The 13,257-nt window shown below is 67.7% G+C and carries 11 protein-coding genes and 1 pseudogene; 5 read left to right on the top strand and 7 right to left on the bottom strand.

Features of this window, described 5'->3' with window-relative positions; genetic code table 11:
• The first annotated feature begins 1,347 nt into the window (after positions 1–1,347).
• Positions 1,348–3,255: a pentapeptide repeat-containing protein gene (locus tag OG266_RS38205; protein ID WP_371551321.1), complete on the top strand. Its 1,908-nt coding sequence runs from the start codon at positions 1,348–1,350 to the stop codon at positions 3,253–3,255.
• Between the two features lie 339 nt (positions 3,256–3,594).
• On the opposite strand, the gene OG266_RS38200 is transcribed toward OG266_RS38205, so the two are convergent.
• Positions 3,595–3,909, bottom strand: coding sequence for a hypothetical protein (locus tag OG266_RS38200; protein ID WP_371551320.1), 315 nt, complete (start codon positions 3,907–3,909; stop codon positions 3,595–3,597).
• A gap of 29 nt (positions 3,910–3,938) precedes the next feature.
• Here OG266_RS38200 and OG266_RS38195 point away from each other — a divergent pair, with 29 nt between their 5' ends.
• Entirely contained in the window at positions 3,939–4,493 is a 555-nt protein-coding gene (locus OG266_RS38195; protein WP_371551318.1) for a hypothetical protein, read from the top strand.
• Between the two features lie 203 nt (positions 4,494–4,696).
• Positions 4,697–6,064: a hypothetical protein gene (locus tag OG266_RS38190; RefSeq protein ID WP_371551317.1), complete on the top strand. Its 1,368-nt coding sequence runs from the start codon at positions 4,697–4,699 to the stop codon at positions 6,062–6,064.
• 1 nt (position 6,065) lies between these two features.
• Here the strand turns inward: OG266_RS38190 and OG266_RS38185 are convergent.
• The 4 genes and pseudogenes from OG266_RS38185 to OG266_RS38170 form a co-directional block, all read right to left on the bottom strand.
• Positions 6,066–6,248: pseudogene (locus OG266_RS38185) on the bottom strand (cystathionine gamma-lyase); the annotation flags it as partial.
• Between the two features lie 51 nt (positions 6,249–6,299).
• Positions 6,300–6,869 carry a DUF6262 family protein gene (locus OG266_RS38180; RefSeq protein ID WP_371551315.1) on the bottom strand — a complete coding sequence of 190 codons (570 nt, stop codon included), beginning with the start codon at positions 6,867–6,869 and terminating at the stop codon, positions 6,300–6,302.
• Positions 6,866–8,881 carry a hypothetical protein gene (locus OG266_RS38175; protein WP_371551313.1) on the bottom strand — a complete coding sequence of 672 codons (2,016 nt, stop codon included), beginning with the start codon at positions 8,879–8,881 and terminating at the stop codon, positions 6,866–6,868. Before OG266_RS38175 ends, OG266_RS38180 begins: the two co-directional genes overlap by 4 nt.
• 467 nt (positions 8,882–9,348) lie before the next feature.
• Positions 9,349–10,518: a tyrosine-type recombinase/integrase gene (locus tag OG266_RS38170; RefSeq protein WP_371551311.1), complete on the bottom strand. Its 1,170-nt coding sequence runs from the start codon at positions 10,516–10,518 to the stop codon at positions 9,349–9,351.
• A 154-nt stretch (positions 10,519–10,672) separates the two neighbouring features.
• On the opposite strand from OG266_RS38170, the gene OG266_RS38165 reads away from it, so the two are divergent.
• Complete coding sequence (locus OG266_RS38165; RefSeq protein ID WP_371551310.1) at positions 10,673–11,017, top strand: hypothetical protein; 345 nt, start codon at positions 10,673–10,675, stop codon at positions 11,015–11,017.
• 66 nt (positions 11,018–11,083) lie between these two features.
• Positions 11,084–11,239 carry a hypothetical protein gene (locus tag OG266_RS38160; protein WP_371551309.1) on the top strand — a complete coding sequence of 52 codons (156 nt, stop codon included), beginning with the start codon at positions 11,084–11,086 and terminating at the stop codon, positions 11,237–11,239.
• 720 nt (positions 11,240–11,959) lie between these two features.
• On the opposite strand, the gene cas2e is transcribed toward OG266_RS38160, so the two are convergent.
• Entirely contained in the window at positions 11,960–12,292 is a 333-nt protein-coding gene (cas2e, locus tag OG266_RS38155) for a type I-E CRISPR-associated endoribonuclease Cas2e (protein ID WP_371551308.1), read from the bottom strand.
• A gap of 1 nt (position 12,293) precedes the next feature.
• Positions 12,294–13,223 carry a type I-E CRISPR-associated endonuclease Cas1e gene (gene cas1e / locus OG266_RS38150; RefSeq protein ID WP_371553103.1) on the bottom strand — a complete coding sequence of 310 codons (930 nt, stop codon included), beginning with the start codon at positions 13,221–13,223 and terminating at the stop codon, positions 12,294–12,296.
• Positions 13,224–13,257: the final 34 nt, after the last annotated feature.

Here is a 13,257-nt window from a genome sequence, read left to right as displayed (position 1 = left end):
ATTTCCGTTGGTGTTATACCGAACGCGAACGCTGGTTGCGTACACGCGGTAGGCCCAGTCGGCCGTCCCGCCACCCGCGTGTCCCGGACGCTCGGATGGTTCTTCGTGGAGCAACTTGCGCGCAGCAAGTAGTTGTCCAGCGGCTAGCGAGGGCACCAGGTGCAGTTCGCCACTGAGGCCAGTGGCGCCCGCGTGAGCCCCGTCTACGTACACATCTGCTCCTGCGACCCGAACGCCGGCGTCGTCAAATACGCGCACGACGGAAGCTCCTGATGGGCAGTCCGGGAAGATCTCACCAGTCACCGTGACATCCGCTGCGATCAGTCGGAGCGGGCTCCGCCAGAGGAGCGTCGGACCATCCAGGATTTCAACCCGTACATGCGATGGGAATCCACAGTGTCCGGTATCCGCAGTCGGTTGAAAAGTTGTTGCAAAAAAGCCTTCTGCGTCGGTACGGGTCTGGCCAACGTGGCGTGTGTGGCTATGAGGGATGCAGGGTTCGCCTGGTCGATCGATTCCAATGGTCGCCTTCTCGGTGACAACGACATCGAGGTTGGCTGCTGGCCGGCCGCACGAGGTGAATTGTCCGTGCACGGCACAGCTGTCGAGTGTGGAATCTGGGGTCGTTGGGATGCTGTCCTGGTGGAATTCGACGATTGGATTAGGGGTGCGCGCGGGGCTACTCCATACGAGGGTGGGGCCGTCGTACACGTCAATCCGGACGGATGTCCTCCAATCACAAGCGTCAGGCGGGGCCACGGCAGGGGTGTACTCGATCTCGAAGCAACCCTCAGAGTCTGTTTCCGCGGCCCCTACGGCACGGACCCGTGGCCAGCTTGTTCGATGCGAATCGATTCCCCCAAGCTGGTAGCTCGCGAGCGTTTCTTCGACGGCCACGACTTGACGAACCGTGCTACCCGGCTCGCCAACAGCTACTCGTCCCTGAATGGTTGCAACCACAGACATGGCGAACCTCGCTTTTCTGGCGACGTTCCCCCACTCTGCTCCCCTACTACATGATCTGGAAGGGCCAGCGCATCGGTTCCGGAGATTACCGGTAGTTGTCAAGTCCGGCAGTGATGTGGATTGACGGCAGACCGGGTTGGCCTGTCGGGCCGCGCTGAAGACTTCAGTAGCGCACCAGAGATTGCAGTAGGTTCTTCAGCGCCGCACCGAAGATTTCAGTGCGGCGGCCACGAGGCGCCCCTCAGCAACCGCTGACCGCCGCTCAATCGTCCTTCTGGTATGCCCCAGCCAAGCCCCGAACCGTCCCCGACTCCGCCCAGCTGGCCGCACTGTGGCCAGGACACCACTGTGGAAAACCCAGTCGGCTGTCGAGGCATCCGCGTGACGGGCCACACCGTATGCCTCGCACACCTGGCCGACGCCGACCGCGACGCCTACCTGGCCGGAATGACCCCGGGCACTGACATCGACCACCGCGGCACCTCCTTCACCGACCTCCTTCTCGATGCCCTCCTCGCCGCCCTCCTCGACCCGGCCACCGGAAACCCCCGCATCGGCGGAGCCCGGTTCGAGTCGACAGTCTTCGAGGGCGGCCCCGGGTTCAGGTCGGTGACCTTCGAGCGCGACGCCTGGTTCGAGTCGGCGACCTTCACAGGCGCCGTCGGGTTCGAGCGGGCGACCTTCAAGGGCGATGCCGTATTCATCTTCGCGGCCTTCGAGGGCGTCGCCTTATTCGGGTCGGCAACCTTCGAGCGCGGCGCCTGGTTCGAGTCGGCGACCTTCACAGGCGACGCCAACTTCACGTCGGCGACCTTCAAGGGCGGAGCCGGGTTCAGGCGGGTGACCTTCAAGGACGGCGCCGGGTTCACCTCGGCGACCTTCACAGGCGGCGCCGGGTTCGAGCGGGCGACCTTCAAGGACGCCGCCGGGTTCAGGTCGGTGACCTTCAAGGACAGCGCCAGGTTCAAGCAGGCGGCCTTCGAGCGCGGCGCCTGGTTCGAGTCGGCGACCTTCACAGGCGACGCCAACTTCACGTCGGCGACCTTCAAGGACGCCGCCGGGTTCAGGCTGGCGACCTTCAAGGGTGACGCCAGGTTCGGGTCGGCAACCTTCAAGGGCGACGCCGGGTTCGAGTCGGCGACCTTCAAGGGCGACGCCGGGTTCGAGTTGGCGACCTTCGAAAGGGCCTCAGCCCTGGGGCCGTTGGTGTGTGCGAAGCGGGTCAGGTTGTCTGGGACTGTGTTCGGCGGCCCAGTGACCCTCGCGTTTGCCGCATGCCACGTGGAGTGTCGGCGGACCCGCTGGTCGTCAACGGCCGAGGGGCGTTTGCGCTACGCCACGGTGGACTTCTCCCACGCCGTCTTCGAATACCCCCTCACGATCGCCGCGGAGCAGGAACCCTTCGTGCTCGCAGGCGGCCAAGTAATGGCAGAAGCGCCACTCGCCAGCATGCCCGATGCCACGGTGCGGATGACCTCGCTGCGCGGGGTGGACGCGGCCCACCTGGTCCTCGCCGACGTCGACCTCTCAAGCTGCCTGCTCACCGGGACCGTGCACCTGGACCAGATACGCCTGGAGGGCACCTGCTCCTTCGCCACGGTCCCGCCCGGCACGCACCGGCGGGGCGGGCTCCCGGTGCGGTTCACCCGGCGCCGCACGCTTGCCGAAGAGCACCACTGGCGCGCTCGGCAGCCGAGAGCAGCCCTGGGCTGGAACGCGGCGATGCCCGACGTCGGACATGCGGGGCCGGCGCAGATGGCGCCGGTGTACCGGGCGCTGCGCAAGGCGTTCGAGGACGGCAAGGACGAGCCGGGGGCGGCAGACTTCTACTACGGCGAGATGGAGATGCGCCGCCGCGACCGCACCGGCACCAGTCGCGCCGAACGCGGACTGCTGCACGGCTACTGGCTGCTGTCCGGCTACGGCCTGCGCGCCTCCCGCGCCCTGGGCTGGCTCGCCGCAGCCATGCTCGTCACCATCGTGCTGCTGATGGGCTTCGGCCTTCCCCAGAACGACCCGAAGCAGGCAGCGACCGGTACCGTGCCGCCCGGCGGCGGGAGAGTGACCTTCGAGATCGGCAAGGACGATCCACGCAACCCCACCGGGAACCGGTTCACCGGCGAGCGCTTCGAGAAGGCCCTGAACATCACGCTCAACTCGGTGGTGTTCCGCTCCGCCGACCAAGATCTGACCACCGCCGGCACCTATATCGAGATGGCCTCCCGCGTGGCCGAGCCCGTCCTTCTCGGTCTGGCGGTCCTTGCCGTCCGCAACCGCGTCAAACGCTGACCCATCACTCCCACGGCCAAGGGCCGCTGCAGCCACCGAACACCGAAGCAACTGGTGCGCCCGAACCGCCATCAGCCGCCGCACGGAAGATTTCAGTGCCCAGGTCACGGTCCCGACCACTGAAATCTTCCGCGCGGCCCGACATGGCCGTAAGCCGGTGGTAGGAGTCAACTGCTGTACTGGGGGAGGAATGGGGGGCAGAGTCATGCCGTTATGACGCAGGTCATAGAGAGAGTTTGGGAGTTCGTTGTCGGATCGGGCTCGCCTGAGCCCTGAGAGGAGAAGGATTTCTCACCGCCGCAAGGAGGCGCCCATGACCGCCGAGAACCTGCCGCCCAGCTACACCACGATCGAGGAAGACAGCCCCGACGTCTTCTTCGCGGAGCGGATCAACGACTTCAACTGGCACTCGGGCACCGGCTTGGCGATCACCGCCTTGATCCCGGTCCAGTGGAGCGGCACCGACGGCGACCTCGTGGCCCTGCGCGACGACGGATCTGTCGCCATCGACACGGACGGCACGTTCGAGCCGCCGGAGCCGTTCAACCGTTCCGCTCCGCGAACGGTGATCACCACCGCCACGGGTATGGTGGCGCTCCACACCGACCACCCGGACAACCGGACCATCGAGTCCGGGTTCCAGGCGCTGAACATCCCTGTCCCCGACGTGGTCCAGGCGCTGAATGCCCGCGAGGCCGCGCTCGGCGGCGGTTCGCGACTTCACCTCCGAAGCGCTGGGGCGGTGGAGAGGATGGAGCGAGTCGGTCTCCACCGCCCTGCTTGGCAACTGGGCGGACCCGCTCCACGACGAGGGCCAGTTGACCCCCGGCGCGCTGGACCGGCTCAAGGTCGAGGCCAGCGTGGTCCACCGACAGCTGGCCCCGGTCTGGAGCCGCGAGGCCAACGGGTCGCGGCTCCTGCTGCTCGACACCCCGCTCGGTGACGAGCTGACCCTGTACGACCTGGTCCCCGGACGGCTCGACGCCGACAGCGGCGTTGAGGGCTTCGACGATCCGCGCTTGAACGAGATCCTGGGGGCCCTCTCCCCAGCTGAGCGAGCGGTGACCCTTGCGATGAGCCTCCGCGGAGTCTCCAGCTGGGCCGAAGCCGCTCTGGCCGCCGGTGTCGCACAGAAGGAGGTCTTCGGCGAGCGGGTCCGCCGGAAGGTGAAGCGGCTTGCCGCCCGCATCACCGGTAGCTCCCCGGAGACCGGGGGGATCCCGGGGCACGGCCGGTAGGCGCCCCGTCTCCGCGCCGACGCGCCGACGACCCCGGGCGGAATCCGGGCCAGCTCGCCGTGCCGCTGTAGGCCGGTGCCGTCGGGAAACCCGGTGTCCGGCCGGACGTCCGCCGCCTATACATAGAGGGACGGCAACTCCGCCCCGGCCGGCCGCCGGGCCAACCCGCACCGCGCGGGTCCTGACAGAACAGCGAGCAGCTGGTGCAGAGCCTCGAAGAACGCATTGCCCGTGTCTGGCACCAGGAGGTCCGGCCGCTGGTCGACGACGCTTTTCGCTGCCACAGCACCGGTACGCCCCGGGCCGCCATCGTGGCGACCTGGACGGCCGTCTGCACCGACATCATCCACAAGCTCTACCAGCTCGCCGAGGACGGCGACGGCAAGGCCGCCGAGATCGTTGCGAAGCTCAACGAGGCCCGGGGAAAGCTCGATGGCACAGCGATCAAGATCGTGGAGGACGTGGAGAAGAAGCTTTTGGAGGACGCGCTTGATCTGGAGCTGATCGACGGGATCGAGCACCGGCAGCTGCTGCGCCTGAAGGAGGACCGCAACCTCTGCGCACACCCCTCCCTCCGTTCGCTCGGCGATGTCTTCGCCCCGACCGGTGACTACGCGAGGGCCCACCTCGTGGCCGCGCTGGACGCCCTGCTGGTGTACCCGCCCACCCAGGGGCGCAAGGCGTTCGACCGGTACATCGCCCACGTGGACGACCCCTCGTTCGTCGGCCACGCCGACTACCTGGTGCAGATGTTCGCCCAGCGGGTCAAGTCCAGCGCCTGGAAGCAGATCGTCGCCATCGCGGCCAAGCACGCCATGCTCGAACTGCCGGTGCCCGAGACCAGCAGCATCCCCGCGAGCATGGCCGCAGACCGGCACGCTCTCTGCCTGATTGCCTTCGCCCAGCACGACCGCGACGCCGTGCGGGAGGCCGTCACCAAAACCATGGCCAAGTTCAACGAGCTTCCCATCGACCGGCAGCTGAAGGGGCTTGCGCGCCTGGGCGAGTTCGACGTCTTCACCGACGCCCTCGACGCGACGGTGTGCCAGCAGATCGGCACCTACGTTGACCAGGTTCAGTACCCGCCCGCCGGCACGAGGGCCCGCCGGGTGATCGACGTGATCGCGTTGGCCGGGAGCGACGCCATTCGGGCCCGCATCCCTGCCCTGGCCAGCAAGTTCGCCGAGTCCGAGCCGTACCAGCAGGCCAACGTCATCGCGACGAATCCCTCCGCCTACTTCACCGACGTCGTGGCGGAGATCCTGGCCGGGGCCGGCAGCTACCGCGTCGCTGAACACTTCGCCGAGAGCGTGGTGATCCCGCTCGCCGGCTTCATCCAGCCGGAGCAGCTGGAGGGCATCCTGACCGCCTGGGCTGAGAACCAGGAGTGCCGGGCCGCAGCGAAGATGCCCGAGTTCGCGGCGCTCTTCTGGACGCAGGCCCCCCAGCTTCACGGTCTCGCGGCGTGGACGGAGTTCGTCAAGCGGGTGCGGGGGCTCGCGGAGACGGACTGGTACCAGTACGACGAGCTGGCCGCCCACATCCACTACCCGGAAGCCGCCGCCTCGTAGGGGTCTCCGGATGGGTCCAGGTCGGGTTCTCGTCGCGCCCGTAGGCATACGGCCCGCTCACCTCGCCCGGCAGATGGAAGTGTGCGGAGAAGACCGGCCCGGGCAGGGTCGGCTCGTTCTTGACCGGCTCGGACAGTCCCGTGCGCACCGCGCACGTGCCCTCGCCCATGGCCGCCTCGCTCATGCCGCCGTTCCCTCCACTTTGGCCCGTACCGCGGCGAGCAGCCCCAATTCCTCATCTGGTGTTACTGCGTGGTGGCGTTTCTGGTCCCGATTGCTCTCCACGCTGGTTGAGGGTCCGGGTCAGCTCACGATTGGCTTCCCGGGCCGCCGCCAGATCGGCCTGGCTCTCTTCCACGGCCTCGTTCAGCTCGACGTTGCGCTGCTCGAGCCGCGTGATCGTCCGTTGAAGCTCCTCGATATCGGTGGGAACACCAAGGCCCGACTCACGCCAGGCTTGTTCACCCAGCTCCTGGGACAAGCGCCTCTCCAACTGCTGAATGCGTGCGGACAGGCGGACGGTGCGGGCCTGCGCGTTCGCGAGATCGGCCTGAAGCGAGGCCCTGCTCACTGCCGAGGCACCCGACGCCGGATCCCGCTCGGCCGGCTCAAGCTCGGCAGCGTGAACCAAGGCGAGCAGATCCCGGTGCCGGTACAGAAAGGTCCGGTCCACCCCGGCTTGACGGGCGATGCCCGAGACCGTGATGCGGCGTCCCTTCTGTGCGGCAACGTCGATGGCCTTCACGACCCGCTGGCGGCGCCGGTCGCCATCCACCTTGCGGCCGGCGCTCATCGCGGAACTCACGTAGTCCTCCTCGGCCGGACGTCGGGCAAGGGCTGGCCGATGCGAGGCATCCCCAGCATCACGCTGCGACCGCGGCGGATAACGGAGACCGCCTGCTGGATCTGCGCCTGCTCCTCCTCGGTCAGGTCGTCCAGGTCCGCCTTGACGCGGTTGATCAGTCGGCGGACCCGGCGAATCTCCTCCTGGGACGGCATGGCCTCGGCGCGGGCCCAGTCGTCCGCTTCGAAGGCGGACATCAACTTCTCGCGGCTGCGCAGGAGGTCGGCGTGGTACGCCTCCAGGTCCGGCAGGTAGGAGACGTCGGTGTGGAAGTGTTCGCAACCCAGGCAGCGAAAGCGCAGTGGGCAGCTGTGCCCGCCGGCCGCCACGTTCGTAGGTTCTCTGCACACGCCGTACGCCGTGGCGACCTCGCCGATCTCGCGCCGCACGTGCTCGGAGTCCAAGAGCCCCTGAACCTGGCGCCACACGCGCTTGCCATGCCGGTCGAACTGCATGACCGCGACTCGGTCGATGGCCTCACGCCGCCTGTCCTGGCCGATGCGGTAGTACGCCTGGCTGGTCTGCAGCTGGCGATGGTCCATGAGGTCCTTGAGGACCTCCGGCTTGACTCCCGCGTCGGCGTGCCGCTGGGCGAAGCTGTGCCGGTACGCGTACGGGAAGATCTTCTTCCTGTCGAACGGCAGGAGCTTCGTGACGAGTTCGCCGTCCACCTCCACTTCGAGGGGCACGAGGAATTCGGGCAGGGCGCGGACCCAGTTCCGGTGCTGCTCCCAGACGCCGGAGATCGGCTTGGTCCCCCACGGGTTGGCGACTGGAGAGGGCAGCAACTTCAGCTCGGATGACGGCGTGTCGGGGAAGTTCTTACGCACGCGTCCCTGCTGAGCGGTGATCACCGCCGCGGTCACTTTGGCGATCGGGAACCTTCTGCCCAGCCGGAAGGCCTTGTGGTTGTCGTAGAGGAGCACGGGGCTGCCGTCCGGATCTCGCTCAAGGCAGTCCAAGGGGAGACGGCAGACTTCGTCGGGCCGACGGCCCGTGTCGATCAGCAGTTCCGTGCAGACCCGTACTTCGGTGCCGCTCATCTCCTCCAGGAGGTTCAGGTTGTCGCAGAGCTGCTGCATCACCTCGTCGGGCAGGTCCTTGCCGGCCTCGGTGTCTTCCGGATCATCGGGCATGTCTTCGGGCCCCATGAGGAAGTCGGCCCGCAGACCTTCGAGGATCTCGCCCTTGCCCGTGAGACCGAGGGTGCGCCACCGGTTAAGGATCTTTCGTACAGTCCGCGCCATGTAGAGGCGCTGGTGTGCGCTCAGCTGCCCGTTCTCTGTCTTGAAGGCGAGCCGGTTGCAGAACGCCACGATGTCGCGCCGGTCGAGCAGCGCGACGATCCGCCCGCCGTCCTCGCGCTGGAGGCGCAGGCTCTTCGAGAGCTCCACCATCGCGTCGATCTGCCGATGCAGCGTGCGACCGCCGCCTTTCCCTCGGCGGCGCGGCAGATCATCGGCGGCCCAGATCCGCATGGCTTCGCGCAGTGCGTCCTGGCTGATCTCGGTGAAGTTGGCTCTGCCGCTGAATCCGAAGATCGCGAGGTCCCATACGTCGCGGCGCGACTCCTCCTCCGGGGTCGTGCTATGCCGGTGGAGGATCCTGCGCATGGTCGTGACCAGCGAGACGTTGTGGTCCTTCAGCCCCGCCGCCTTCGGATCTCCGAGGTCGTCGAGGGTCTCGCACTGCAGGACACGGAGCCGGTCGCAGATCATCCGCAGCCAGTGCCCGAACGTCCGCACGCCGCTTGCAGTGCGCTGCTGCACGCAGTACAGAAGCTCGGCGATCAACCGTCGCGGAAGCCCTCGCATGCTGACCTCGCGGCCCATGTGGACCGGCGGAGCCGTCAGCCGCCACAGCTCCTCGTCGCCGCCGAAGGTGCCGGTGAGCTTCGCCTTGCTGAGCTTTTGCCGGTGCGCGTCGCAGTACGGCGTGCTCGGGGTGACCCGCTGACGCAGGCAAGCTGCCACTCCGCACGCTCCATGACCTGGAAGCGGCCGCGGGAGAGGGTGGACGAGGAACTCGTCGAGAGAGATCTTCAGCCGGTGCTTCCGCTGGTAATGATGGTTCTGACACAGAGCCGCGGTCGGGCTCCGCCACGGCCGCTCGCAACCCGGCAGCCGACACACCTCCTGGCGAACGTGAACGACGTTGTACCGCTCATGAGTGCTGAGGAAGTCCTCGACGCTCAGTCCCGACTTGTTCAAGCGAATACGACAGCCGGAGCACAACGGGCCCCTGCTCTCGTACCCCTTGTCGCATCCCCTCACCTGGCACTCCGGCATCCCGATCACCGGGTGGTCCAGAGGATAGAGAAGAACGCCCAACTCCCAGTCCCAGGAGATGAGGTCGAGGAACTCAGAGTCCAGGGCTTCGACCAGTTCCTGGGTCCTCGCGGCAGTCGCCGACGGCTGCACCGGCAGGGAGATCGCCGGCATCAGAGCTCACCTCGCCCGTACAGCTCCCGAGGAGACGGAACACGCTCCACCGCCTCCCGCAGCCGGGCTGGATCCGGGATCACGTAGGGGCGGGCCGACTCGGGGTGCTTCTGCCCCAACAGGGCTTGTACCTCGTCGAGTTCCCCGCCGGCGTCCGAGACATTGCTGCCGAACGCGCGACGGGCCATGTGCGGTCCCACCTTCCTGGAAAGCCCCGCCCGCCGCGCCAGCCGCTCGAACAGCTCGTAGATCGCCTCCGGCGTCATCGGCGCCCCGAGCACTCCACGGAAGAGGTTCACCAGCAGGAAGTCGCTGCCGCCGGCGCCGAGCAGGGTGAACCGCTCATCGACGTACTGGTCGTAAGCCTGCACGACAAGGAAGTCCACCGGCTGAATCCAGGACTCGCGGGACTTTGACCAGGCGCCATTGGCGTTGTCCCGGCGCCGCACGTGGATATGGGGCCCCTTGTAATCGCAGCCGAGCACACGCGAGTGCGCCAGCATGTGGCAGTCGGACCGATGGATGCCCGCTGCTTGCCCGCGACGGAGTCCCACCCGCCCCAGCAGCAGCACGACGAGTCGATCGCGGGCACAACGGCACTCCATGAACATGCCGACGATCTCCTCGTCGGAAGCCCGGTCAACCTCGGTCTCCGGCTCCTGGAGCCGGTGGCGGGCGCGGAGCCGGTAGAACAGACCAGAGTCCTCCCCCTGCGCCTCCGCGGGCAGGTCCCGGCTGTCGCCCAGTTCGTAGAGCTGCCCGAGCACGGACCGCGGGGCCTCGGCGATCGACACCGCGTACGAGAGGAACCCGCGGGTTGCCGAGAGCACGACATTGATCCGGCGCTCGCGCCGAACCGGCGTGCCGCCCGGACCGGATCGGACAACGACGGGGCCGTCGTCATCCGCTCGGGAGGGAGTGTGCTTCAGCCAGACGATGAACAAGCCGAGGTCGCGAGCGGCCTTCCTCCAGGCGCGGCCAGTTGCGCCGCACCAACGGAGGTAGAGCGCCGCGCCTCCCGCATTTGTCTTGGTCGTGAGTTCGGCTCGGCTGCGGCCGAAGCGCTGGTATCGCCCCCAGCTGTCGGCGACGGGGACGACGACGAGGTCGTCATCGAGGACGGTCCAGTACCGCGTGCCCGAGGGCAGGACCACGGGGAAAGCCCGCATGTGAAACTCCGGTGCTCTGACGGATCATGCAACAACCCGCCACAGAGCCACACCCCGCGAGTACGAGCGTCCAAGCACCAACGAGGAACACTCGCACCACGTCACACCACACCTGTAGGAACCCCGTAGAACGTCGCGGCCGTCGGCACCTACCGTGACACCTGCAAGAGCGTCTACCTCCACGGCGAGAACCACCTGCGGACGATCGCCGGCACCTTCGACTCCATCGCCGAGGCCCTCACCGCTTTCGAACGCGCCCACCGCCGTCTCCCTCGCCTTGTGCCAGTCGGTCGACCGCGTCCGCGGTGATTCCGGAATAAGTCTGGAGCCAAAATTTGATGGATGGCGCTGCCAGGTCCTGACTGGCGCGGGCCGAGTGTGGAGTAGGCACGGCACCGACCTGACTCGCGCATTCGCGGATATTGCGCAGGCGCCACGCGCGCAGCCGGACTGCGTCCTGGACGGCGAACTGGTCGCCGTCCTCGACAGCAGGGACTAGCCTTCGGGAAAGCTGCAGTCACGCTCCGGCCGGGGGCCCCGCTCCAACAAGGGCTTCACCGTCCACTTGGCCGCCTTCGATGTCCTCCCCGTCGGCGACACGGACTGGCGGCCCAAGCGGTACGAGGAGCGGCAGGGGCGACTACTGGACCTGCTGGACGGCGGGCCGCTGGCGATCCGCCCGGTCCCGGTCACCGCCGACGTCGCCACAGCCCTGGACTGAGTGGGCGCCCTCGGAGGAGTCGAGGGGTGGTCATGAAACCGAACCTGCCCTACGTCGCGGGTCGCGGCTCGGGCTGGTTGAAGTGGCGGCGCATGCACAGCAGCGAGGCCGCGGTCCTCGGGGTGAGCGGCCGGGCCCCCGCAACGCAGTACCTCGTCCTCGGTCTGCCTCGAAGCGGCGGTCAGATGCAGGCGGTGGGAGTCAGACTTCCTCTCGGTCAGGCGGTACGGCACGCCTTGCTTCCGCTGCTCCGGCCGGCCGCAGATACCGAGGCTGAGTTGCCCGGGACCGTGGGCGGGCTACCGAGCGCCGAACCTATCCGGTACCTGCCAGTGGTTCCCGAGGTCGTCGTGGAGATCGAGGCCGACCAGTCAGGGCCTCGCGAGTTCGGGCGATTCCGGCACCGCCCACGAGTGCTACGCGTCCGCGGCGACATGAGAGTCCAGGATCTGGATCCGGGGCCGTGAACCTGCATATGGGCAAAGAGGATCGCGGAGAAACCTTCTCGAAGTGGTCGTGGCGCGGTGGCGTGCCGACATGAGCGGCGACGGCTGATGTCTTGTTGGGAGGTTCGCACAGTGCCGGCGGCGAGGGCCACTGCTTCCGCCCGAAGGTGCCGAGGGCGGGGCTGGGCAAGCCCGCGCGCCAGCGCAGAGTCGACAGCTGCCCGCGGAGTCACGAAATACGCTCGTGCGGGCGGGGTGGGGTGTGTCAAACGAATTACAGGTGCGGGCGGTGCAACTCCTGGGCTGATGTGGGGCGTTGTGGCGGGGCGGTCATGCGCATCAGGGTGAGGCCGTCGAAGTCGATGGGTACGCGTCGGCGGGTGCCGGCTGTGCGGATTTCGTAGCCTTGTTCAGTTGGGGCGGGGTGGACGAGTACGGCTGCGCCGTCGCTGACGACTTCGGTGACGGCCTGCCAGAGTTCGTCGCGTACGCGGGCGGAGACGGTGCCGACGAAGATGCCGGGGACGACTTCGGTGGTCCATCGGCTGAGGGCGCCGCGGAGGTGGTCAGGCACAGCCGTGGTGGCGATGACGAGCATGGCGGGCATGTCAGTCACTACCTTCGGACGCATAGTTGACGCCGGCGGGCAGGACGCCGGCCTTGGGGTCCCATAGGTGGACCATGCCGACGTCGTGCCGCTCGGTGTGGTCCTTGATGTCGTCGATGTCCGGGGTGAGGAGTGCTTGGACGTCCTGGACGATGCGCGGGAGAAGGCGGACGAGCCGCAATTCCTCGCGGAACTTGCGGCGGGCGTCCTGTTCCGGGTCAGCCGACTGGTGCAGGGAGAAGGCGACGGGCAGCGTCGTCTCGGCCTTGTAAAGGTCGGCGATGTCGTACACGAAGGCGTGCTGGGTGCCGGAGTGGACGAAGCCGAGTGCGGGTGAGCAGCCCAGGGCGAGAAGGGCGGCGTGGACGATGCCGTAGAGGCATGTGTTGGCTGCGGACAGGGCGAGGTTGACGGGGTCCTGCTGGTGCCATTGGTCGGGGTGGTAGTTGCGGCGGAAGCGGCCGATGCCGTGCTGCTGGGCGAGGATGCGGTAGAGGGCTTTCATGCGCTGGCCTTCCATGCCGCGCAGTTGGGCGAGGGTGACGGTTTCGGGTACGTCGTCGCCGAAGCGTTTGGCGTACATGCGGATGGCGACGTCGAGTCGGCTGTCCGGGGTGGCCCAGGCGTTGACTTGCTGTTCGAGCCAGCGGGTGGTGAGGGAATCGGGAAGGACGGCGGCGTAGGCGCGGACGCCGCCTGCGCCCGTGGCGATGACGCTGGTGCCGTGGCGGGCGAGGGTGGCCAGGGCGCGGGTGGTGATGGAGACTCCTGGGCCCAGCAGGAGGCAGGAGATGGCGGCGGTGGGGATGTAGACGGTGTCGGTGTGGTCGTTGCCGGTCTGGATCTGGGCGCAGACGCCGGTGTCGTCCTGGACGACGCGGACCTTGTCGAGGTAGAGGAAGGACAGGGAGTCGGCGACGCGCGGGAGCATGAGGGTGGGGGCGGCCAGGCGTTTGCGCGCGTCG

Origin of the sequence: Streptomyces sp. NBC_00554 (assembly GCF_041431135.1) — a bacterium.
Lineage (GTDB): Bacteria > Actinomycetota > Actinomycetes > Streptomycetales > Streptomycetaceae > Streptomyces.
Note: the sequence above shows the minus strand (reverse complement) of the source record. Positions and strands in the feature narration are given on the sequence as shown.